24 protein-coding genes are annotated in these 24,222 nt (G+C 38.0%); all 24 read left to right on the top strand.

The annotated features are described in order from the left end of the window. Nucleotides 1–114: 114 nt before the first annotated feature. On the top strand, nt 115–852 hold the full coding sequence (rnc, locus tag KI363_RS09200) for a ribonuclease III (protein WP_212966173.1): 738 nt from the start codon (nt 115–117) through the stop codon (nt 850–852). 25 nt (nt 853–877) lie between these two features. Next, complete coding sequence (gene smc / locus KI363_RS09195) at nt 878–4,438, top strand: chromosome segregation protein SMC (protein WP_212966172.1); 3,561 nt, start codon at nt 878–880, stop codon at nt 4,436–4,438. A gap of 29 nt (nt 4,439–4,467) precedes the next feature. Continuing rightward, nucleotides 4,468–5,463 (top strand): signal recognition particle-docking protein FtsY, encoded by a 996-nt coding sequence (gene ftsY, locus KI363_RS09190; protein ID WP_158320399.1) that lies wholly within the window; start codon nt 4,468–4,470, stop codon nt 5,461–5,463. Between the two features lie 83 nt (nt 5,464–5,546). Beyond that, nucleotides 5,547–5,885, top strand: coding sequence for a putative DNA-binding protein (locus KI363_RS09185; RefSeq protein WP_212966171.1), 339 nt, complete (start codon nt 5,547–5,549; stop codon nt 5,883–5,885). A gap of 11 nt (nt 5,886–5,896) precedes the next feature. Beyond that, the gene (ffh, locus tag KI363_RS09180) at nt 5,897–7,240 is read left to right on the top strand and encodes a signal recognition particle protein (RefSeq protein ID WP_158320397.1); all 1,344 of its coding nucleotides are present in this window, start codon (nt 5,897–5,899) and stop codon (nt 7,238–7,240) included. A gap of 102 nt (nt 7,241–7,342) precedes the next feature. Further along, nucleotides 7,343–7,615: a 30S ribosomal protein S16 gene (rpsP, locus tag KI363_RS09175; protein ID WP_057986695.1), complete on the top strand. Its 273-nt coding sequence runs from the start codon at nt 7,343–7,345 to the stop codon at nt 7,613–7,615. A 12-nt stretch (nt 7,616–7,627) separates the two neighbouring features. After that, nucleotides 7,628–7,858, top strand: coding sequence for a KH domain-containing protein (locus tag KI363_RS09170; protein ID WP_158320396.1), 231 nt, complete (start codon nt 7,628–7,630; stop codon nt 7,856–7,858). 326 nt (nt 7,859–8,184) lie between these two features. Continuing rightward, nucleotides 8,185–8,577 (top strand): YlqD family protein, encoded by a 393-nt coding sequence (locus tag KI363_RS09165; RefSeq protein ID WP_212966170.1) that lies wholly within the window; start codon nt 8,185–8,187, stop codon nt 8,575–8,577. 4 nt (nt 8,578–8,581) lie between these two features. Continuing rightward, the gene (gene rimM, locus KI363_RS09160) at nt 8,582–9,103 is read left to right on the top strand and encodes a ribosome maturation factor RimM (protein WP_212966169.1); all 522 of its coding nucleotides are present in this window, start codon (nt 8,582–8,584) and stop codon (nt 9,101–9,103) included. Continuing rightward, nucleotides 9,100–9,777: a tRNA (guanosine(37)-N1)-methyltransferase TrmD gene (gene trmD / locus KI363_RS09155; protein ID WP_212966168.1), complete on the top strand. Its 678-nt coding sequence runs from the start codon at nt 9,100–9,102 to the stop codon at nt 9,775–9,777. The genes rimM and trmD overlap by 4 nt, the downstream gene beginning before the upstream one ends. 146 nt (nt 9,778–9,923) lie before the next feature. Continuing rightward, a complete protein-coding gene (gene rplS, locus KI363_RS09150) occupies nt 9,924–10,268 on the top strand; it encodes a 50S ribosomal protein L19 (protein ID WP_057986797.1) in 345 nt (114 codons plus the stop codon). 155 nt (nt 10,269–10,423) lie between these two features. After that, the gene (gene lepB / locus KI363_RS09145) at nt 10,424–10,960 is read left to right on the top strand and encodes a signal peptidase I (RefSeq protein ID WP_212966167.1); all 537 of its coding nucleotides are present in this window, start codon (nt 10,424–10,426) and stop codon (nt 10,958–10,960) included. 17 nt (nt 10,961–10,977) lie between these two features. Further along, the gene (gene ylqF, locus KI363_RS09140) at nt 10,978–11,847 is read left to right on the top strand and encodes a ribosome biogenesis GTPase YlqF (RefSeq protein ID WP_212966166.1); all 870 of its coding nucleotides are present in this window, start codon (nt 10,978–10,980) and stop codon (nt 11,845–11,847) included. A gap of 11 nt (nt 11,848–11,858) precedes the next feature. Next, nucleotides 11,859–12,638, top strand: coding sequence for a ribonuclease HII (gene rnhB / locus KI363_RS09135; RefSeq protein ID WP_212966210.1), 780 nt, complete (start codon nt 11,859–11,861; stop codon nt 12,636–12,638). A gap of 6 nt (nt 12,639–12,644) precedes the next feature. Then, nucleotides 12,645–13,946: a TP0910 N-terminal domain-containing protein gene (locus KI363_RS09130; RefSeq protein WP_212966165.1), complete on the top strand. Its 1,302-nt coding sequence runs from the start codon at nt 12,645–12,647 to the stop codon at nt 13,944–13,946. Further along, nucleotides 13,943–14,230 carry an EscU/YscU/HrcU family type III secretion system export apparatus switch protein gene (locus KI363_RS09125; protein ID WP_212966164.1) on the top strand — a complete coding sequence of 96 codons (288 nt, stop codon included), beginning with the start codon at nt 13,943–13,945 and terminating at the stop codon, nt 14,228–14,230. The genes KI363_RS09130 and KI363_RS09125 overlap by 4 nt, the downstream gene beginning before the upstream one ends. A 102-nt stretch (nt 14,231–14,332) precedes the next feature. Then, entirely contained in the window at nt 14,333–15,493 is a 1,161-nt protein-coding gene (gene sucC / locus KI363_RS09120; RefSeq protein ID WP_158320388.1) for an ADP-forming succinate--CoA ligase subunit beta, read from the top strand. A gap of 69 nt (nt 15,494–15,562) precedes the next feature. Continuing rightward, a complete protein-coding gene (gene sucD, locus KI363_RS09115) occupies nt 15,563–16,465 on the top strand; it encodes a succinate--CoA ligase subunit alpha (RefSeq protein WP_212966163.1) in 903 nt (300 codons plus the stop codon). A 252-nt stretch (nt 16,466–16,717) separates the two neighbouring features. Beyond that, nucleotides 16,718–17,425, top strand: a complete 708-nt coding sequence (dprA, locus tag KI363_RS09110) for a DNA-processing protein DprA (protein ID WP_246516819.1) — start codon at nt 16,718–16,720, stop codon at nt 17,423–17,425. A gap of 233 nt (nt 17,426–17,658) precedes the next feature. After that, entirely contained in the window at nt 17,659–19,734 is a 2,076-nt protein-coding gene (gene topA / locus KI363_RS09105; protein WP_212966161.1) for a type I DNA topoisomerase, read from the top strand. Nucleotides 19,735–20,206: 472 nt separating this feature from the next. Further along, on the top strand, nt 20,207–21,109 hold the full coding sequence (xerC, locus tag KI363_RS09100; RefSeq protein ID WP_158320384.1) for a tyrosine recombinase XerC: 903 nt from the start codon (nt 20,207–20,209) through the stop codon (nt 21,107–21,109). A 95-nt stretch (nt 21,110–21,204) separates the two neighbouring features. After that, entirely contained in the window at nt 21,205–21,747 is a 543-nt protein-coding gene (gene hslV, locus KI363_RS09095; RefSeq protein WP_158323397.1) for an ATP-dependent protease subunit HslV, read from the top strand. A gap of 40 nt (nt 21,748–21,787) precedes the next feature. After that, nucleotides 21,788–23,191 (top strand): ATP-dependent protease ATPase subunit HslU, encoded by a 1,404-nt coding sequence (gene hslU / locus KI363_RS09090; protein ID WP_212966209.1) that lies wholly within the window; start codon nt 21,788–21,790, stop codon nt 23,189–23,191. 115 nt (nt 23,192–23,306) lie between these two features. Beyond that, the gene (gene codY / locus KI363_RS09085) at nt 23,307–24,083 is read left to right on the top strand and encodes a GTP-sensing pleiotropic transcriptional regulator CodY (RefSeq protein WP_212966160.1); all 777 of its coding nucleotides are present in this window, start codon (nt 23,307–23,309) and stop codon (nt 24,081–24,083) included. The last annotated feature ends 139 nt before the right edge of the window (nt 24,084–24,222 follow it).

Genomic DNA, 24,222 nt, shown 5'->3' with positions numbered 1-24,222 from the left:
TAGGTTGTATAGAATTTTTTTAAAAGTATACACTGTGAAGAAAATAGTTTAATCTAGTATAGGCATTTAGCAAATAGGGGAATCTCTACAAAAAATCAACTTAGGTGAGGATCTATGCGCAAAACGAAGCGAGGTAGAACAAGAAGTAATTCTGATAATCAAAAATTAAAAGATTTTCAAGTTAGAATGGGCATTCAATTCCAAAATGAAACTTTATTAAAACAGGCTCTTACCCATTCATCTTATGTGAATGAGCATCGAAAAAAAAGCTATGAAGATAATGAACGCTTAGAATTTCTAGGTGATGCAGTTTTAGAACTCGCCATTTCCCAATACTTATATAAAAAGTTTCCGACTATTAGTGAAGGGGAGCTTACTAAACTTCGCGCTTCCATTGTTTGTGAACCAGCTCTAGTTGAGTTTGCAAATGAATTAGGATTTGGCGAGGTCGTTCTTCTAGGTAAGGGGGAAGAAATGACAGGGGGACGAGCACGGCCAGCTCTGCTAGCGGATGCATTTGAAGCTGTCATTGGCGCATTATACCTTGATCAAGGGTTAGACAAGGTGATTGCACTACTAGAAAAAGTTGTCTACCCTAGAGTAGATGCAGGTGCTTTTTCGCATGCGATGGATTTTAAAAGCCAACTTCAGGAGGTCGTTCAAAAAGATGGGACAAGTACATTGTCCTATCAGATTTTACAAGAAGAGGGTCCTGCCCATAATCGAATATTTGTCTCTCAAGTTTCTCTTGAGGGCGCGATTCTTGGTAAAGGAAAAGGACGATCGAAGAAAGAAGCGGAACAACATGCAGCGCAGATGGCTTTAGATCATTTACGCTCACATAAACAATAATCCAGGGAAAAAGAGGGGGATGCTGATGTTCCTCAAGCAACTAGATATTATCGGATTTAAATCATTTGCGGAGAAAACGACACTTGAATTTGTGCCTGGTGTTACAGCGGTTGTAGGTCCGAATGGAAGTGGAAAGAGTAATATAACAGATGCCATACGCTGGGTTTTAGGGGAACAGTCTGCACGATCATTACGTGGTGGGAAAATGGAAGATGTCATTTTTGCAGGAAGTGATTCCAGAAAACCGCTTAATTTCGCAGAAGTTTCGCTTACCTTAAATAATGAGGAGGGAACATTACCTGTTGAGTATAATGAGGTGTGTGTCACTCGTAGAGTTTTTCGGTCTGGCGATAGTGAATATTTATTAAATGGTCATAGCTGTCGACTTAAAGATATTGTTGACTTATTTATGGATTCAGGACTAGGAAAAGAAGCTTTCTCGATCATAAGTCAAGGGAAAATTGAAGAGATATTAAATAGTAAACCTGAGGAAAGAAGAACGATATTTGAAGAGGCAGCAGGCGTCTTAAAATATAAAAATCGCAAGAAAAAGGCATCTCTCAAACTCCAAGAAACGACTGAGAACTTGAATCGTGTCAATGATATTTTACATGAATTAGAAGGCCAGTTGGAGCCTCTAGAAATGCAAGCATCAATGGCAAAGGATTATTTACAGAAGAAACAGGATTTAGAGACGCATGAAATTGCCTTAACTGTCCATGAAATTGGTGAAAAACATACTCAATGGGAGACAGCTAAACAAGTGTTGGAAAAATTAACGGCACAGGAAAAAGATTTATCTTCTTACATTCAACAGATCGAATTATCGTTAGAGAATGAAAGAACCCAATTGGGTGCCTTTGATGAAAAAATAGCTGAATGGCAATCTGCTTTACTGACTGCGTCTAAAGATTTAGAAAAGCTTCAAGGTAGACTGGGTATCTTAAAAGAAAGAAAAAATAATGCAGCCTTAAACTCCGGGCAATTGCAGAAAAACATTAAAGATGCGGAACAAAAAATAATCCAAATGAAACAAAAACAAGCAGATACGAAAGCTGAACTCGATAAAAAAAGACATGAAGCTCAAAAACTCAAAAAAATATTATTAGACAAAAAGAAAAAGGCTAGTTCCCTCAATGATTCAATTGAAGAGACGATCGAATCATTAAAAAGTGATTATATTGAGGTGCTAAATCAACAAGCAACTGCAAAAAATGAATTTCGTTATCTACAACAGCAATTAGAACAACAAATTGCAAAGAGCAACCGATTGGATCAAGAGAATAAAAAATATCTTGAACAACGAGCAGAGTTTATGGCTCAATTAGATGAGAAAATGCAGGAAGTAGAAAAGATTGACAATGAGTTAACTTCCCAAATTGAACAATTTAGAGCTGCGCAAATTTTGGCCAAAGAAACAAAAGAAAAATATGAAGCGAAAAATGCTATGTTGAACAAAGCTTATCAGTTTATTCAAAAGGCTGAATCTCGTAAAGACACCTTAGAAGAAATGGAAGAGGATTATACGGGGTTTTATTATGGTGTAAAGGAAGTACTGAAAGCCAAAAAGAGTGAACTAGATGGAATTGAAGGAGCCATCGCAGAATTGATCCATGTGCCTCAAAAATTTGCAAAGGCAATGGAAACAGCACTTGGTGGGGCTATGCAACATATCGTTGTCCACTCGGAAGCTGACGCTCGGAATGCGATTGCTTTTTTGAAGAGAAAACAACTAGGACGCGCGACGTTTTTGCCTATGGATATTATTAAGGGCAGGAATATACCTGTAAATCAACAAAGGGATCTATCTAATCATCCCTCCTTCATTGGGTTAGCAGCAAACCTAGTGGAATGTGATCATTCTTATACACAAGTGATACAGCATTTGCTCGGCAATATTGTGATTGCTGACTCATTAGCAGGAGCGAATCAATTGGCGAAACTGTTACAGTTCCGTTATCGAATTGTCACGCTTGATGGTGATGTCGTGAATCCAGGGGGCTCGATGACAGGAGGTACCTCTAAACAAAAAACGACTTCTTTATTAGGTAGGAAAACCGAGCTAGAAGAGCTTAAAAATAAATTAATAGAAATGAAAAACAAAACCAAAAATCTTGAAGAAGAGTGGCAAGACCTTAAAGATCAGTTAGCAAATAGTGAGCAACAATTAGAAGCGATGAAAGAGAATGGCGAGAAACTCCGTATGCAGAAAAATGAAGCTCAAGCTGGGCTTTCCCATATAGAGATGACGAAAAAAAATGTTGATGAGCGCCTTGCCCTTTATGATTTAGAAACAACCGAGTTAAAAGAAGAGAAAAACAAAATAAAGGAACGGATGAGTGCTTTAGAAGAAATTACTTCTAATTGTAATGAAAAAATTGTTTCTTTAAATGCAAAAATAGACGAATTAACCAAGCAAAGAAATGAGGAGAGACAATCAAAAGAATCTCTTGAGAGAGAAATAAATGAACTGTCTTCAAAATATGCTGTAGTAAATGAACAACTTCAGTCTACTGAGAAGCAGCTTAAGAATCTTGCAATTGAATTTGAGGAGATTGAAACGCATAAAAACTCACTTATGGATGAATGGGGATTTATCCAGGGAGAGATGACCGGACACCAAACAAGTGAAGAAGACCTAGCTCAGCTGATACAGCAAGGTTCTAGCGAAAAAGACAGAATCGAAGAGCGTTTGAATAAGGAAAGAGAAAACAGATTCCAATTACAAGTATCGATTGAGCAAAAGGAAGCCAATCTAAAAGAACAGAAAAGATTATACACAGGCATTAGTAATGCTTTAAGAGATGAAGAGGTTAAGAAAAATCGTTTGGATGTTGAACTAGACAACCTGCTTCATATGCTGCGAGAAGATTATTCCTTATCATATGAAGGCGCGAAAGATCAATACCCCCTCATCCTACCTGTTGAGGAAACACGAAAAAAAGTAAAATTAATTAAACTTGGCATTGATGAACTTGGTTCTGTTAATCTAGGGGCAATAGAAGAATATGATCGGGTTTATGAAAGGTATCATTTTCTTTTAGAACAGCAGACAGATCTAACAGAGGCAAAAACACATCTATTTCGAGTGATGGATGAAATGGACGACGAAATGAAAAGGAGATTTGGAACAACCTTTCATGAAATTCAAGACCAGTTTATGGGAGTATTTCGGGCTTTATTCGGCGGTGGTCGTGCGGAGCTGAAGTTAACAAATCCTAAGGATTTACTCAATACAGGAGTGGATATTGTCGCTCAACCACCAGGAAAAAAACTCCAAAACCTAAGTCTATTATCAGGTGGTGAAAGGTCCTTAACAGCAATTGCTTTGCTTTTCTCTATTTTAAAGATTCGACCGGTTCCTTTCTGTGTATTAGATGAGGTTGAAGCAGCTCTAGATGAAGCAAATGTACAGAGATTTAGTCACTATTTACGAGCATTTAGTCAAGAGACACAATTTATTGTCATTACCCATCGTCAAGGTACGATGCAAGGAGCTGATGTGCTTTACGGGGTGACAATGCAAGAATCTGGAGTGTCTAAAATTGTATCTGTCAAGTTGGAAAACGCGCAAGAGATTGTCTAATAAATACGAGAAATTGGGGGGATTTTAAAATGAGTTTTTTTAATAAATTAAAAGATAAGTTTACTTCCTCAACAGATTCCGTATCCGAAAAGTTTAAAACAGGATTAGCTAAAACTCGGGATCAATTTGCTGGAAAAGTAAATGATCTCGTTGCTCGGTATCGGAAAGTAGATGAGGACTTTTTTGAAGAATTAGAAGAGATTCTCATTCAAGCGGATGTTGGGTTTGAAACGGTGATGGACTTAGTTGAAGAATTAAAGTTAGAAGTGAAAAGAAGAAATATTAAAGATCCTGGGGAGCTACAACCCGTCATATCAGAAAAATTGATTGAGATCTATAATGGTGGGGAGAACTTATCCTCGGAATTGGCAATAAGAGATCATGAATTAACGGTTATATTATTTGTTGGGGTCAATGGAGTAGGGAAAACAACGACAATTGGCAAATTAGCTCATAAATTTAAACAAGAAGGAAAAAAAGTAATGTTGGCTGCCGGCGATACCTTCCGGGCTGGCGCGATTGAACAATTAGAAGTATGGGGACAGCGTGTCGGTGTAGATGTCATAAAACAAGGGGAAGGTTCAGACCCAGCGGCTGTGATGTATGATGCTTTACAGGCAGCAAAATCAAGAAAAATGGATATTCTTCTATGTGATACGGCTGGACGTTTGCAAAATAAAGTAAATTTAATGAAAGAATTGGAAAAAGTAAAGCGTGTCATTGAAAGGGAAGTACCAGGTGCACCAGATGAAGTCTTACTTGTTTTAGATGCCACAACAGGTCAAAATGCTTTGATTCAAGCGAAAACTTTTAAAGAAGCCGTGGATGTCAGTGGAATCGTCCTCTCAAAGCTTGATGGAACAGCTAAAGGTGGCATTGTGCTCGCTATTCGTAATGAATTGAATTTACCTGTGAAATTTGTCGGGCTCGGTGAGAAAATGGATGATCTCCAAGAATTTGATCCCGAAAAATATGTGTATGGACTTTTCTCTGATATGATAGACGAGGTAGACGAAGAAAAATAAAAAAATAGCCGGCCTTGACAATCCAAACTTTTATCGGTATTATTTTGCTGTAAAGGCGTTTAACTTAACAAGGTGGGTTTTACATGACAGGGCTTGAGAAAACTACGCGCATCAATTACTTATTTGATTTTTATCAAGCGTTGTTGACTCCAAAACAAAGGAATTATATGTCCCTTTATTACTTGGATGATTTTTCATTGGGTGAAATAGCCGAAGAATTCCAGGTCAGTCGCCAAGCTGTTTATGATAATATAAAAAGAACAGAAGTGATGCTGGAAGATTACGAAGAAAAGTTGAAATTATTTCATAAATACCAAAAACGAAAAAAAGTCACCAAGCAAATGAAACTTTGTCTGGATGAAGGAAAATTAGATAAAGTGATGTTGGAGCATTATTTAGGTTTGCTTGATGAATTGGATTAGGGGGCGGCCATATGGCATTTGAAGGTTTAGCCGACCGATTACAGGCAACAATGCAAAAAATTCGCGGTAAAGGGAAGGTTTCGGAAGCGGATGTAAAGGCAATGATGCGTGAGGTCCGACTTGCTTTACTTGAAGCGGATGTCAATTTTAAAGTTGTCAAACAGTTTATCCAAAAGGTGAGCGAAAGAGCGGTTGGACAAGAAGTTATGAAAAGTCTAACTCCCGGTCAACAAGTTATCAAGGTGGTAAAAGAAGAACTGACCGATTTGATGGGGGGAGAGCAAAGTAAAATAGCTGTAGCTCAGCGGCCTCCAACGGTTATTATGATGTCTGGTCTTCAAGGGGCCGGTAAGACAACCACGACAGGAAAATTAGCTAATTTACTCCGCAAGAAATATAATCGGAAGCCATTATTGGTTGCGGCTGATATATACCGGCCAGCTGCGATTAAACAATTGGAAACGATTGGCAAACAGTTAAATTTACCCGTTTTTTCAATGGGAGATCAAGTCAGTCCAGTTGAAATTGCACAAAAAGCAATTGAAAAGGCGAAGGAAGAACATTATGATTATGTGTTGATTGATACAGCGGGCCGCTTGCATATTGATGGAGAGCTTATGCAAGAATTACAAGACATAAAGGAAGTTGCTCGCCCTGATGAAATTTACCTAGTAGTCGATGCGATGACTGGGCAAGATGCTGTAAATGTTGCCCAAGCCTTTAACGATCAACTTGAAATTACTGGTGTAGTCTTAACAAAGTTAGATGGAGATACAAGGGGTGGTGCGGCCCTATCTATTCGCGCAGTGACGGAGAAACCCATTAAGTTTGTTGGTATGGGCGAAAAAATGGATGCATTGGAAGCTTTTCATCCAGAACGAATGGCTTCCAGAATTCTTGGCATGGGAGACATGCTTACATTAATCGAAAAAGCACAAGTCTCAGTAGATGAAGAGAAAGCAAAAGAGTTAGAACAAAAAATCAGACATGCTTCGCTTGATTTTGATGATTTCCTAGAACAATTATCGCAAATGCGGAATATGGGCCCACTTGATGAATTATTAAAAATGATGCCTGGGGCTAATAAGATTAAAGGAATGAATAATCTACAGATTGATGAAAAACAAATTAATCGGGTGGAGGCCATTATTCATTCCATGACACCACAGGAAAAGCAACAACCTGACATTATCAATGCGGGACGTAGACGACGAATTGCCAAAGGGAGCGGCACAACCATTCAAGAGGTTAACCGGCTTTTAAAGCAATTCGAAGAGATGAAGAAAATGATGAAGCAAATGTCTGGTATGCAACAAAAAGGGAAGAAGAAAGGATTTAAGCTTCCTTTTATGTAATTTTAATTAAATTTAGTCGTGTTAAGAAAAAATACTTTACAACCAAAACACTTATTTGATATTATTATATCTTGTGTGAAACTATTCGGAGGTGCTATTAAAATGGCAGTTAAAATTCGCTTAAAACGCATTGGAGCAAAAAAGGCTCCTTTCTATCGTATCGTAGTTGCAGATTCTCGTTCTCCACGTGATGGAAGAATTATTGAAGAGATTGGCACATATAACCCGGTTGCACAACCGGCTCAAGTGACAATTAATGAAGAAAATGCAATTAAATGGATGCAAAATGGTGCAAAACCATCTGATACGGTTCGTAACTTGTTTTCAAAACAAGGAATCATGGAAAAATTCCATAACGCCAAGCTTGGCAAATAATTGGGATAAAGCATGGAAAATTTAATCTTGTCGATCGTCAAGCCTATTGTTGATTTTCCTGATAACGTTCGTGTGGAGACAAAGGAAGAAGAACGCCACGTCATTTATAAACTTATTACTCATGAAGATGATATTGGAAAAGTAATTGGGAAAAATGGTCGAGTAGCAAAATCCATTAGAGCAGTTATTTATGCAGCAGCAGGGCAAAAACAACAAAAGAAGGTCTACTTGGAAATCGACTAAGTAAAGTGGCAGCGCCCATAGCGATTTAAACTTCATGTAGGATGAAGCTAAAAGTCCGCTAGTGCTAAAACTTGTTCTAAATGAAGGGAGGCGTAGACACCTCCCTTCATTTTGCTATTATAAAAGGATGTTCAAAAAGTCCGGTAAAAATGACGCTGCGAATTTCTTCGTTGGCTTGTTTCTGTGCTGCTCATGTATCTAACTGCATACATTCCGCTGCTCGAAACTGCGCCGCCTCGAACTTCTTGGTCCTTTTTATCCTCCTTTTTGAACAGGTATTATAAGATATTAAATAATATACATAAAAATGCTCTGAGGATGATTAGATGAGGATTCTCCAGAAAGTAAATGTCAAACAAGTGTTGACGGAACAGAGTAAAGATCAATTGTTAAAGAAATACGAGCAAAACAAACAACAACTACAAAAGGAATGTGACCAACTCTTTTTCGAAATGAAAAAGCTTGAACGGAATCGCAAATATCCCGCAGGTGGATTAAAAACCCAATTTGATAAGGAAATTGATCTTCGGAAAGAGCGAATAAAAATGATTGAGTTTCAAATCGAACAATTAGAAATTCTCCCGCTTGGAAGTGAATTACAAGATCAAGAGGTTTCGGCAATGATTGAAATTAGTGTCGGTGATAATTGGGAAGAAAAAGTCAGTGGTAGAACGATCGTGGTCAAAGATGGAATCATAACAGAAATCAGGGAGAGGTGATAAGATGGAACAATGGTTTAATGTTGGGAAAATTGTCAATACGCATGGCATTCAAGGAGAAGTAAGGGTGATATCAAACACTGATTTTTCTGAACAGCGATTTGCAATTGGTCAGCATCTTCATCTTTTTTTGCCAAACAATCAATCTCCTCTGAAGCTCACAATCAAAAGTCATCGCAAACATAAAAACTTCGATTTACTTTCATTTGAAGGGTATAACAATATTAATGAAGTGGAACATTGGAAGAATGCCGTTCTCAAAGTTTCAGAAGAGCAATTAGAAACCCTCCCTGAAGGTGAATATTATTTTCATGAAATTATCGGTTGTACAGTGCTAGACGAGAACCGTAAACCGATTGGAATTGTAAATGAAATCCTCACACCTGGAGCCAATGATGTATGGGTTGTAAAATCAAAAGAGGGAAAAGAATACTTGATCCCCTATATCGAGGATGTAGTAGTGGAGATTTCAATCGAAAAGAAAGAAATTTTAATTCATCCAATTGAAGGATTGTTGGACATATGAAAATCGATATCTTAACTCTATTTCCTGAAATGTTTACAGGTGTATTAGGAAGTTCCATTTTAAAAAAAGCGGAAGAAAAAGAAGCTGTTTCCTATTCAGTTGAAAATTTTCGGCGATTTTCTAAAAACAAACATCATGCGGTCGATGATTATCCATATGGTGGTGGAGCTGGAATGGTATTGCAGCCTCAACCGATCTTCGATGCTGTATCACACTTAACAGAAAAAACAGATACGAAACCAAGGATCATTTTATTATGTCCACAAGGAGAACGTTTTGACCAGAGAAAAGCGGAAGAATTAGCACAGGAAAAACATTTAATTTTTATTTGTGGTCATTACGAGGGGTATGATGAACGAATAAGGGAGCATCTCGTGACAGATGAAATTTCAATCGGAGACTATGTCTTAACAGGAGGAGAGCTAGGAGCGATGGTTGTCATTGATTCCGTCGTTCGTTTACTTCCCGGGGTCCTTGGAAATGAAAATTCTCCTATCCATGATTCGTTCTCAACCGGATTATTAGAACATCCGCATTATACAAGACCTGCCGATTTTAGAGGGATGAAAGTACCGGATGTACTATTATCAGGGAATCATGCTAAAATCGCAGAATGGAGAAAGGAACAATCGTTAAAAAGAACAAGAGAACGGCGGCCAGATTTACTAGAATAGCGGACATGTGTTTCTTATTGCAATGAATGAATCCATATGATAATATAATTTAGTGGTCATGACTCATAGAGTTATGCCAGTAACAACGATGTTCCGCTGCAAGGATGAAAGTTTGTATGAACTTCGGTTGGAAGGAGATGAATTCGATGCACAAAATTATTGAAGAAATTACAAAAGAGCAACTTAAAACAGATCTACCTAAGTTTCGCGCTGGTGATACGGTGCGTGTTCATGTGAAAGTTGTTGAGGGTACTCGTGAGAGAATCCAGCTTTTTGAAGGTGTTGTCATTAGACGCCGTGGTGGTGGGATCAGTGAAACATTCACTGTTCGCAAAATTTCCTATGGTGTTGGGGTTGAACGTACTTTCCCTGTACACACTCCAAGAATTGCAAAACTTGAAGTCGTGCGTCGTGGTAAGGTTCGTCGAGCAAAACTTTACTACATGCGTAAATTACGCGGTAAAGCAGCACGAATTAAAGAAATTCGCTAATGCTGTAAAGACCTTATATGTAATATGCAAAAGGAGGAGCTTGTGTACACAAGCTCCTTTTTATATACTTTACAAAGGTAGGGAATGAAAGTTTTTTATTGTCTCGTTTTACTGTACAATAGAAAGGAAAACAGGTTGGTACTGGAGTGATTGGGATGGGTGATGAAAAGACAGTAAAGGAAAAAAATGAACTTTGGGAATGGACAAAAGCCTTATTAATCGCGGTAGCATTAGCTGCTATTATTCGTTATTTTGTCTTCACTCCTATAGTGGTGGATGGTTATTCCATGACACCTACTTTGCATGATGGAGATAAGATGATTGTAAATAAACTTGGTAAACCAGACCGATTTGATATCGTCGTTTTCCATGCACCAGAGCATAAAGATTATATAAAACGGGTCATCGGATTACCAGGGGACAAAGTAGAGTATCGGGATGATATACTCTATATCAATGGAAAAGCTTATGATGAACCTTATTTGGAAAAATCTAAGCAAGAAATTTTTGATGGACCGTTAACAGAGGATTTTACCCTAGAAGTTGTACCTGAGGGAGAAGTATTTGTCATGGGGGATAATCGTCGTTCTAGTAAGGACAGTCGCCATATTGGGACAATTTCCATGAAAGAAATCATCGGTGACACTAGTGTTGTATTCTGGCCATTGCAAGATATTCGAATGGTGAAGTAATGAGTGGAGTGAGTGCTATGACGATACAATGGTTTCCAGGCCATATGGCCAAAGCAAGACGGGAAGTAACGGAAAAGTTAAAGCTAGTCGATATTATTTTTGAACTTGTAGATGCACGCATACCTGTATCATCATCCAATCCTATGCTAAAAGAAATCATCCAACAAAAACCACGATTAATTCTATTAAACAAAGCAGATATGGCAGATCGACATGTAACGGAAGAATGGATTGCTCATTATGCAAAACAAGGCTTAATCGCGTTAGCTGTTAATTCCCAGGCCGGTAAAGGGATGAATCAAATTATGAAGGCATCGGAAGAGATTCTAAAAGACAAAAGGTTGAGGGATAAAGCAAAAGGTCTACGTCCAAGAGCAATCAAGGCGATGATTATTGGTATTCCCAATGTTGGTAAGTCAACGTTGATTAATCGGCTAGCGAAACGAAATATAGCTAAAACAGGAAATATGCCAGGAGTTACAAGATCGCAACAGTGGATAAAGGTTGGGAAAGAACTTGAACTTTTGGACACTCCTGGGATTTTATGGCCAAAGTTTGAAGATCCTGTGACGGGCTATAAACTTGCTTTGACAGGGGCCATTAAGGATACATTATTAAATATGCAAGATATTGCTGAATTTGGTTTGGAATTTCTTCATTCTCGTTATCCCGGAAGGCTTATGGAACAATACCAAATCGCTGAGTTACCAACAGATCTTTTAACTTTATTTAAAGAAATTGCTATTTCCATGGGGTACATAACAAATGAAAATGAACCCGATTATGAGAAAACCGCTGAAAAAATAGTAAGAGATATAAGGATGCAAAAATTTGGTAACCTATCCTTTGATGAACCAGATGATGAACCAGAAAGTGTAGAGATATGACAGAAAATAGTATCAATACATTATCGATTCGTGAAATTGAAGAAATCTTTTCGAAAATAAATAATGAGAACGATCCATTATTAGTAAAGCTAAAAATGGATTCACGAAAAGGGGTTCAATCCCTTTTAGATCGTTGGTACAAACAAAGGGATTTAGAGAAAAAACACTACATGCAATATGAGGCGATGTCTCATTATGAAACAAAGGCTCGGCAAATGGGATATCATTTCGTTGCGGGAATAGATGAAGTGGGACGTGGCCCACTAGCAGGGCCTGTCGTTTCAGCCGCTGTTATTTTGCCTGAAAATCATTACATATTAGGGTTAAATGATTCAAAAAAATTAACGGTTAACAAACGAAATCAGCTTTATAAGCAAATTACCGATGAAGCTGTTGCGGTTGGTATTGGCATTATTTCAGCAAAAGAAATAGATGAAGTGAATATTTTACAAGCTACCAAAAAATCTATGCTTGCGGCTTTACAGAATTTACAGGTGCAGCCAGACTTATTACTTATCGATGCCGTTCAACTAGACAGTATTTACCCTGAATGGTCGATTGTGAAAGGCGATATGAATAGTGTAAGTATTGCTGCAGCTTCGATTATTGCTAAAGTAACAAGGGACCAATTGATGACAGATTGTGAATCTCAATATCCTGGATATGGATTCCAAGAGCATAAAGGGTATGGAACCAAAAGACATTTAGAAGCGATTCGTCAATTTGGACCATGTCCGATTCATCGTACTTCTTTTGCACCGATTAAATCTCTATCCGAAGAAAGGGATTAAGGAAAAATGCAATTTAATTCTATTATTCGTTCTTTTTTGCGAACGCCTGCTGCAGACGAAGGAAACAGTATGCTATTTAAATCAGGGCAGATTTTTTATGGGAAACTGGGCAAACTTTTTTCTGGTCAATATGCGGAAATCTGGCTAGGTGGTCAAAAGTTAATGGCGAAAATAGAAGCCCCGTTAATAAGCGGGAAAGGGTATTGGTTTCAGGTGTCTTATAGCTCAGGGGAGATCATCTTAAAAGTCCTTGATAAAGAACATAAGCCCTTTAACAATAATATGCAACCTAACCTTTCTCCTCATTTGCTAGGCCTGCGCGATACAAAGTTACATCATAAATTCACAGAATTTCTAATGGTTGAACAACTTTGCTTTACGAAGGAAGAAATACAGCAAGGTGCACGTTTCCTATCTTCCATAGATGATGTAGAGATGGCTATGCAGGTCTTAAAGATGATGAATAAAAAACAGCTTCCTTTTACAGATCGCATATTTAAGTCCCTGTATGCAGTATCTAAAGAAACGACACCACTCTCATCTTCCATCGGACAGCTAAGGCAGCTTCTTTTAGCAGAAGAAACTGTTAGTGAAACGGCAAAATCCCTATTAAGCCTACTAGATGATTGGGAAATGACTGCCAAACGGCTAGAACAGAGGGTGGATGCAACGACAGGTCGAGACGTACTATTAGCAAAAATAAAGCAATCTGTAACTAGGTTAGGACTAAACTATGAAGCACAACTTTTTCACAATCAAGTAGAAAAGGAAACAATCGGCACACTATTCAAACCTTTAATCGTCAAACTTGTGCAAGAAAATTCAACTCAGATGAATTCTAGCATTCAAGAAGTTGCAGAAAAAGTATTATTAAAAATGAACGGCCAACAACTTCTCTCTATTAGCAATCATACTATTCAAACACAGCTCTATGAAGTTCCTATTCAATGGGGTGCCGAGATGAAAAATCTTACAATTCAATGTACAGGTAGAAAGACAGATGATGGGAACTTTGATGCGGATTATTGTCATATTATTTTTTATTTGGATTTAGAAAATTTAAAATCAACTGTTGTGAATATGCAAGTTCAAAACCGGATTGTTCATCTTTTTATTATCAATGATTGGCAAGAAATAAAAGAACAGGCTCAATCATTTATCCCGATTTTGCAAGCAGGTTTGAAAGAGCTTAATTATAGTCTGTCTGGAGTGCGCTTTAAGACATCTGATGCTAGAAACAAGCAAACGAGGGAGTACCCATTTTCTAATAAAGCAAGCTTTGATACTGGGGTTGATATTAGAATATGAAAAAACAGCACAAGCAAAGTAGAAAAGAAGCCATTGCCCTTGGATACCAAAGTGACAAACATGAGGCGCCAGTCGTATTGGCGAAAGGAAGAGGATTAATAGCCGAGAATATTATGGAAACGGCCAAGAATAATCAAATTCCTATTCAACAAGATCCCGCATTACTTGAATTATTGGGACAACTGAACATAAATGAAGCGATCCCTGAAGAATTATACCAAGCCGTGGCTGAGGTGTTTGCTTTTGTATATCGGTTGGATCAGAAAAAGGCCGATGATTCTTAAAGCTTAATATATTGGTAAACTTCAATAGTGGACATAAGGTTGTCCTTTTAATACAATAGAAACGGCAACTCAATTTTTTACTGTATGACAGGAGGATGGAAAATGAATATCCATGAGTATCAAGGTAAAGAAATCCTCAGAAAATATGGAGTGACTGTACCTAACGGAAAAGTCGCTTTTAATGTTGATGAGGCAGTAGAAGCAGCAAAAGAACTTGGTTCTGATATTTGTGTTGTAAAAGCACAAATCCACGCTGGTGGAAGAGGGAAAGCTGGCGGGGTAAAAGTCGCAAAAGGTCTTGAAGAAGTTCGTACATACGCGAATGAAATATTAGGGAAAACGCTTATAACCCATCAGACAGGCCCTGAGGGTAAAGAAGTAAAACGTCTTCTTATCGAAGAAGGTTGCGATATTAAGAAGGAATATTATGTCGGAGTCGTAGTGGATCGGGCAACAGATCGAGTGGTGATGATGGCATCCGAAGAAGGCGGTACTGAAATTGAAGAGGTTGCTGCTAATACGCCAGAGAAAATTTTCTATGAAACGATTGACCCAGTTGTTGGTTTGACAGGTTTCCAAGCACGTAGACTTGCTTTTCATATTAATATACCAAAAGAATTAATAGGAAAAGCTGCAAAATTCATGATGGGTCTTTACAATGCATTTGTTGATAACGATTGCTCTATCGCTGAAATTAATCCACTTGTTGTAACGGGAGACGGAAATGTTATGGCATTGGATGCAAAACTTAATTTTGATGATAACGCATTATTTAAGCATAAAGATATCCTGGAATACCGTGATTTGGATGAAGAAGATCCAAAAGAGATTGAAGCATCGAAATATGATCTTAGCTATGTAGCGCTTGATGGCAACATTGGTTGCATGGTCAATGGAGCAGGACTCGCGATGTCCACAATGGATATTATTAAGCACTATGGTGGAGACCCAGCTAACTTCCTTGATGTCGGCGGTGGGGCAACGGCTGAAAAAGTAACAGAGGCATTCAAAATCATTCTCGCGGATGAACATGTAAAAGGAATCTTTGTGAATATTTTCGGCGGCATCATGAAATGTGATGTCATTGCTACGGGAGTTGTACAAGCTGCTAAGGAAGTAGGACTTCAGGTTCCGCTTGTTGTTCGACTAGAAGGAACAAATGTTGAACTTGGTAAGAAAATATTAAATGAATCAGGTATCGAAATTGTCGCAGCTGACTCAATGGCTGATGGAGCACAAAAAATCGTTGAATTAGTTGGTTAAGCTGTGATTTATGAATACATCTAAATAAGCCGATGTGCACCATTCGAAATAGGAAAGGCAGGGAAAATCATGAGTGTTTTTGTTGATAAAAATACAAAAGTAATTGTGCAGGGGATTACTGGGTCTACAGCACAATTCCATACAAAACAAATGCTTGAATACGGAACCAAAATAGTTGGTGGTGTGACTCCAGGTAAAGGTGGAACTGAGGTAGAGGGAGTTCCTGTTTTCAATACGGTGGAAGATGCAGTAAATGAGACTGGCGCGAATGCATCTGTTATTTATGTCCCGGCTCCTTTTGCAGCAGATGCGATTTTAGAAGCAGTTGACTCCGAAATTGATCTTGTCATCTGTATTACGGAACATATTCCAGTATTGGACATGGTCAAAGTTGTCCGTTATATGGAAGGGAAGAAAACACGATTAATTGGTCCAAATTGCCCGGGGGTTATTACACCAGATGAATGTAAAATCGGTATTATGCCGGGCTATATTCATAAAAAAGGCCATGTGGGAGTCGTTTCCCGATCAGGTACTTTAACTTATGAAGCTGTTCATCAATTATCACAAGAAGGTGTGGGCCAATCGACCGCTGTAGGAATTGGTGGAGATCCGGTGAATGGTACAAATTTCATCGATACATTGAAAGCTTTTAATGAAGATCCAGAAACAGAAGCCGTTATTATGATTGGTGAAATTGGCGGAACTGCGGAAGAAGAAGCTGCCTATTGGATTAAGGAAAATATGACGAAGCCAGTTGTTGGATTTATCGGTGGCCGCACGGCACCTCCAGGAAAAAGAATGGGCCATGCAGGAGCCATTATTTCTGGTGGAAAAGGAACGGCTGATGAGAAAATCCGCATTATGAATGAGTGTGGAATCGAAGTAGCGGAGACACCTTCTGTTATTGGTGAAACAATGATTAAAGAGCTTAAGAAAAAAGGTCTATATGAGAAATGTAAAACACATTAATTTTTAATGAAATTTGTGCAGAAAAGCTCCTTTTCGCTGAGACTAGGGGCTTTCTGTGTATGACAATACAAGAAAGGGTTGGTTAAAATATTTAGAGAAAGATTATTCCACTTAGTCCATTCTAACGTCTTAAGTAATCACTCCATTAGAAAACTCCTTCAATTAGACCCATCTTTATCCCATCTTTATACAATGTCTCCATCGAGACTCCAACAAATTTTCCGTTTAAATGATCAAAAGATGAAGCTTTTTTTGAAAGAATTGGATGCAATACATCCCGAACAATTATTTCGACTCTATCAATCTCGGAATATTGATTTTATAACGATTAAGGATTTTGAATATCCTTCTTTATTAAAAGAAATTTATGATCCGCCATTGGCACTATTTGCACAAGGAAATAGTGCATTGATGCAAGAAAGATTATTGGCCATTGTGGGTGCGCGCGACTCAGATCATCTTGCTGAAAACTCTCTTCGCACTGTGATGCCAGACTTAATTCGTGAAAAGTTAACGATTGTGAGCGGTTTGGCTAAGGGGGCAGATACGATGGCCCACAAACAAGCAATTGAATATGGAGGAAAAACAATAGGTGTCTTAGGTGGCGGTTTTTTCCATATATATCCTCGTGAAAATAGAAAACTTGCTGAGTTAATGGCAAAAGAGCATTTAATCATCTCGGAATACCCTCCTATAAGAAAACCGGAAAAATGGCATTTTCCCATGCGAAATCGAATTATTGCCGGTTTATCCGTCGGAACACTCGTCATTCAAGCCAAAAAACGAAGTGGATCATTAATCACTGCTGACATGGCATTAGATTCGGGAAGAGAGGTCTATGCTTTCCCAGGACCGATTAATCATAAATTATTCGAAGGTACAAATCATCTTATTCAACAAGGTGCCAAGCTCGTTGGAACTAGTGAAGATATCTTAGACGAGTTATATTTCAAAAATTGACTTTCCTTCATAAACACGTTATAAATAAAAATACTTCCAATTTAGTCTTTTCATTTTATTTTATAAGGAAGCGCTTTTTGGATTAAGGCTATGTTCTTAGGATTGACAAAATGTAGGGAGCCATATAGTATTTACTCTGATTTAATGTGATAACAAAAACAAATATACCCAACGATGGAGCAGAATAAAAAGAAGATGTTTATTGGTGATTAGAGCTTTAGGGAGGATTTTTTATGTCTGATTATCTAGTGATCGTGGAATCGCCGGCAAAGGCGAAAACCATTGAACGTTATTTAGGGAAAAAATATAAAGTAAAAGCGTCCATGGGACATGTAATAGATTTACCAAAAAGTCAAACGGGGATCGATGTTGAAAATAACTTTCAACCAAAATATATCACCATAAGAGGGAAAGGTCCCATTTTAAAGGAATTAAAAACAGCTGCTAAAAAGGCAAAAAAAGTTTATTTAGCGGCTGACCCGGATCGTGAAGGTGAGGCAATTGCTTGGCATTTAGCAAATAGTTTAGGGGTTGATATTCAATCAGATTGCCGAGTTGTTTTTAATGAGATTACCAAAGATGCTATCAAGGACTCCTTTAAACATCCGCGGGCCATTAATATGGATCTTGTTGACTCCCAACAAGCAAGACGAATCTTAGACAGATTGGTAGGCTATAATATAAGTCCCCTTCTTTGGAAAAAGGTCAAAAAAGGATTAAGTGCGGGGAGAGTTCAATCTGTAGCGGTTAGAATTATTATTGATCGAGAAAATGAAATAAAGCAATTTACTCCTGAGGAATACTGGTCGATTAACGGAGATTTTAAAAAAGGGCGAAATTCTTTTCAAGCAGATTACTATGGCGTGAATGGAAAGAAAAAGAAATTAAGCTCCAAAGAAGACGTAGATGCCATTATGAACATGTTAAAGGGAAAAGAATTCCTAGTTGATTCCGTTGTGAAAAAAGAAAGGAAAAGGCATCCCGCCTTGCCCTTTACAACTTCTTCTTTACAGCAGGAAGCAGCTCGAAAATTAAACTTTAGAGCGAAAAAGACGATGATGCTTGCTCAACAACTCTATGAAGGAATTGAAATTGGCAAAGAAGGAACCGTTGGTTTAATTACTTATATGAGGACAGACTCAACTAGAATTTCTGACGTTGCGCAAAAGGAAGCGGCTGAATATATTACGACCCAATATGGCAAGGAATTCAAAAAGGCAGGACAATCCAAGGCTACCAAGAAAGGGAATACCCAAGATGCTCATGAAGCAGTTCGTCCGACAAGTGTTTACAGACAGCCGAGTTCTGTTAAAGCATATTTATCTAGGGATCAATTGCGACTTTATAAATTAATTTGGGAAAGGTTTGTTGCCAGTCAAATGGCCTCCGCGATTATGGATACGATGACAGTCAATATGTTGAATGGTTCTGTAATTTTTCGCGCGAATGGATCAAAGGTTAAATTTCCTGGATTTATGAAAGTGTATGTGGAAGGTACAGATGATCAGCAAGAAGAAAAAGAAAATATGCTTCCTGATCTACAAGAAGGGGATAAAGTGATAGCAGAAAAACTGTTGCCTAAACAGCATTTTACTCAACCACCTCCCCGCTATACAGAGGCAAGACTTGTAAAAACACTGGAAGAACTAGGAATTGGTCGTCCTTCCACCTATGCGCCAACCTTGGATACGATTCAAAGGCGTGGATATGTGGCACTAGATAATAAAAGATTTGTGCCCACTGAATTAGGTGAATTGGTTCATGAGCTTATGATGGAATTTTTCCCAGAGATCGTCAACGTAGCTTTTACAGCGAAAATGGAGTCTGAACTGGATGAAATCGAAGAAGGAAAAGTAAAATGGGTTGAGGTTATAGATGAGTTTTATAAAGGATTTGAAGAGGATTTAGAAAAAGCAGAAAAAGAAATGCGTGAAATCGAGGTGAAGGATGAGCCCGCAGGAGAGGATTGTGAAAAATGCGGAAGCCCGATGGTTATTAAAATGGGGCGATACGGTAAATTTATGGCATGCAGTAATTTTCCAGACTGCAGAAACACAAAACCAATCGTAAAACAAATTGGTGTTCGTTGTCCTAATTGTAAGGAAGGGAATATAATTGAAAGAAAAAGTAAGAAAAAACGTTTGTTCTATGGTTGTGATCGGTACCCAAAATGCGACTTTGTATCATGGGATAAACCATTAGAACGGCCTTGTCCAAAATGTAATGGTGTACTTGTAGAGAAAAAAATCAAAAAAGGCATTCAAGTACAATGTAGGGATTGTGACTACAAAGAAAAACCAGTGCAATAAAGAAAAGCGAAAGCGCCTGTTCAGCGACGTACAAATTTAAAGGCTTCTGACGAGATAAAGGAAACACGGCGAAGCATGAGCCGATGTTGACTTATCGTAGGAAGAAGACGTAAATTTGCTAGTCGCTAGGCGCTGTAGCTAGACAAAGAAAAGCGAAAGCGCCTGTTCAGCGACGTACAAATTTGGATAATAAGGATGAACGGCTAAGTTCGCGCCGTCCTGGCGCAACGCCGTTCTGACCAACATCCTGTTGGCCTCAGAACATGTAAAAACTATTCCGGTTATTTCGAAGGAATAGTTTTTTTGAGTCTCTAAATTTTTAATACGAGCGCGAATAAGGTAAAATAATGAAAGTTAAACCTTTTGATTGAACTACCTACACAACAATTCGAAACTTTGTGAAAAATATGTAACATTTATTGCTATGGTAAATAAAATGTGATACTATTTAATAGCCTTATGAGGTGAGGGGATGAAAGAATCTTCAGACGAGTTGTTTTTTTCTTTTATTGAATACTTGCAAATTGAAAAAAATTATTCTTCTTACACAATTGAATTTTATAAAAAGGACTTGGAGCAATTCTTTTTGTTCATGAAATCACAAGGGATCCAGTCTGTTCAAGAAGTAGAATATTTAGATGCACGTCTTTATGTAACGGAGCTTTATCAAAGGAAACTCGCTAGATCGTCAGCAGCAAGGAAAATCTCCTGTTTAAGAAGCTTTTACAAATTTTTGCTAAGGGAAAAGCATGTAACAGAGAATCCTTTCACTTATGTAGTTCAGCCTAAAACAAAGAAGAGAATTCCTAGTTTTTTCTATGAAGAAGAGATTTCCTTACTTTTTAAAGCATGCGATCAAACTACCCTTTTAGGGAAGAGAAATATAGCACTTCTTGAATTGTTATATGCAACAGGAATAAGAGTTAGTGAATGTACAGGTATTCGATTGAAAGACATTGACTTTGATATGGCGACAATCTTGGTAAGAGGAAAAGGGGGAAAGGAAAGATATATTCCTTTTGGTCATTTTGCCTGCGAAGCCTTACAGAACTATATTCATAATGTAAGAAATGAATTAATGAAAGGGAAAGATGAACATTCGTTTCTATTTATCAATTCCCGTGGGGGACCCCTTACATCAAGAGGCGTAAGATATATTTTATCTAAGATAATCGAAACGGCCTCCATGACTAGGAAAATTCACCCTCACATGCTGCGTCATAGTTTTGCTACACATTTACTTAATAATGGGGCCGATATGCGAACTGTTCAAGAATTACTTGGACATTCTCAATTATCTACCACTCAAGTTTATACACATGTGACGAAAGATCATTTAAGAAAAACATATATGAATCATCATCCTCGAGCATAGAACAAAAGCGCAAGCGCCTGGATGTTGACTTACGTAAGCAGGCACCGAAAATTTGCTAGTCGCTAGGCGCTGGAGCTGAAGAAGGAGGTCCGAAAATGGGAGAATTTCATGCGACAACTATATTTGCTGTCCAACATAATGGAGAATGTGCGATGGCGGGAGATGGGCAGGTTACCTTTGGAAATGCGGTTGTAATGAAGCATACAGCGAGAAAAGTTCGAAAGCTTTTTAATGATCGTGTTGTAGCAGGTTTTGCAGGTTCCGTAGCAGACGCTTTTACACTATTTGAGAAGTTTGAGAGTAAACTGCAGGAGTATAATGGAAATCTACAAAGGGCAGCGGTGGAATTAGCAAAGGAATGGCGTAGTGATAAAGTATTAAGAAAGCTTGAAGCGATGCTCATTGTCATGGATAAAGATAATTTGTTACTTGTTTCTGGGACAGGAGAAGTAATTGAACCTGATGACGGTATTTTAGCCATAGGGTCCGGTGGAAATTATGCTTTATCAGCTGGTCGCGCCCTTAAGAATTATGCTTCGGAAACTTTAACTGCTAAGGAAATTGCACAAGCGGCTCTAGAGATTGCCGCAGATATTTGTGTTTATACAAATCGAAATATTATTGTCGAAGAATTATAATGATGGTGGCTAAAAAGGAGGAGATTGTTTGGAAACAGAAATGAAAGGTTTAAACATGACTCCACGTCAGATTGTTGAAAAGCTCGATCAATATATTGTTGGACAAAGAGAAGCAAAAAGAGCTGTAGCTGTAGCTCTTCGCAATCGATTCCGTCGCGAAAAATTAAATAACGATATGAAAGACGAGATTATTCCTAAAAATATTTTAATGATAGGACCTACAGGTGTTGGAAAGACAGAAATTGCAAGACGATTAGCGAAACTAGTTGGAGCTCCTTTCATAAAGATTGAAGCGACAAAATTTACGGAAGTAGGTTATGTTGGACGCGACGTTGAATCCATGGTTCGTGATTTAATGGAAACCTCCATTCGCGTTGTAAAGGAAGAAAAAATGCAGGAAGTAAAGGGGCAAGCGGAGAAGTTAGCGAATCAAAGACTTGTCGAATTACTCGTTCCAAGTAAAAAGAAAACAGAGAATTTTAAAAATCCGTTTGAAATGATTTTTGGTAATCAAAGCGAAGAGTCAGATCAACCAACAGATACCGAGGAAGAATTAAGTACGAAAGAAAAGCGTGCTGCTGTTGCTGAAAAGTTAGCAAAAGGCGAATTAGAAGACCATCTTGTTCAAGTCGAAGTGGAAGAACAACAACCATCTATGTTTGATATGCTGCAAGGTTCGGGAATGGAACAAATGGGGATGTCTATGCAAGATGCACTCGGAAGCCTAATGCCTAAGAAAAAGAAAAAGCGGAAGCTACCAGTCAAAGAAGCGCGTATCGTTTTAACGAATGATGAAGCGCAAAAATTAATTGATATGGATGATGTCACACAGGCTGCAATTTATCGTGCTGAACAAACGGGGATTATTTTTATTGATGAAATTGATAAAATTGCTAGTAAAAATAGTGGTTCAGCATCTGCAGATGTCTCCAGAGAAGGGGTACAAAGGGATATTCTCCCAATTGTAGAAGGATCGACAGTGGTCACGAAATATGGACCAATCAAGACAGATCATATCCTTTTTATTGGGGCTGGTGCGTTTCATATTTCTAAACCATCTGATCTTATCCCTGAATTGCAAGGGAGATTTCCAATTAGGGTTGAATTAGAAAAATTGTCTGTAGAAGATTTTGTTAGCATCCTTACGGAGCCGGATAATGCCATTGTAAAACAATATATTGCATTATTGGAAACAGAAGGTATACAAATTGAATTTACCGACGATGCTGTATACCGACTAGCTGAAATTGCTTTTAATGTAAATCAGGAAACGGATAATATTGGTGCTAGAAGATTACACACGATTTTAGAAAAACTTTTGGAAGACCTTTCTTTTGAAGCTCCTGAAGTAACGCTAGATAAAATTAAAATTACGAAGAATTATGTCGATGAGAAATTAGCTGCCATTTCACAAAATAAAGATTTAAGCCAATTTATTCTCTAGGTATTCACGTCATGATTTTCTTTGGAAAAGTGTCTGAAAATAGCAAAGAAATTCTATAAATAAAAATACACAAACCAATTCATTCAATATGGATAGTATTTAGGAGGAACAAACAATGGATTTATTATCAAAAACAAGAACAATTAATGCAATGCTTCAAAATGCCGCAGGAAAACCAGTAAACTTTAAAGAGATGTCCGAAACTTTAAGTGAAGTGATTCAAGCTAATATTTTCGTTGTAAGCCGAAGAGGAAAACTACTCGGTTATGCGATTAAAATGCAAATTGAAAATGACAGAATGAAGAAAATGCTTGAGGATCGTCAATTTCCGGAAGAGTACACGAATAGTCTACTTCGAATTTCAGAGACTTCATCTAATCTTGGTGTGAACAGTGACTATACAGCATTTCCAGTAGAAAATAAAGATCTATTTGCCGAAGGTCTTACTACAGTTGTTCCGATCATTGGTGGGGGAGAACGACTCGGTACACTAATTCTTGCACGTCTAGAAACAGAATTTAACGATGATGATCTTATCTTGGCTGAATATGGTGCTACGGTTGTAGGTATGGAGATTCTTCGCGAAAAAGCAGAAGAAATTGAAGAAGAGGCAAGAAGCAAAGCAGTTGTTCAAATGGCGATTGGTTCATTATCTTATAGTGAATTAGAAGCAATTGAACATATCTTTGAAGAACTTAATGGAACTGAAGGACTGTTGGTTGCTTCAAAGATTGCGGATCGTGTGGGAATTACTCGCTCAGTCATCGTCAATGCTCTCAGAAAACTTGAGAGTGCTGGAGTGATTGAATCGAGATCTCTAGGTATGAAAGGCACATATATTAAAGTATTGAATTCAAAATTCTTAAAAGAACTTGAACAACTCAAATCTTAATTGACAAGAAGTGAGGCTGGGACATAACTAGCCAAAAATAGTAAATAAAAAGGTTCCAAGCAATAAAAAATTTGCTTGGAACCTTTTTTTGTAGAGTTTCTCCCTCTCCCGGCACTATTTTGCCGTTCATGGCGGCGTT

The sequence above is a fragment of the Lederbergia ruris genome (assembly GCF_018332955.1).
GTDB lineage: Bacteria > Bacillota > Bacilli > Bacillales > Bacillaceae_C > Lederbergia > Lederbergia ruris.
The sequence above is the reverse complement of the archived record's forward strand: the minus strand, read 5'-3'. Positions and strand labels throughout refer to the sequence as shown.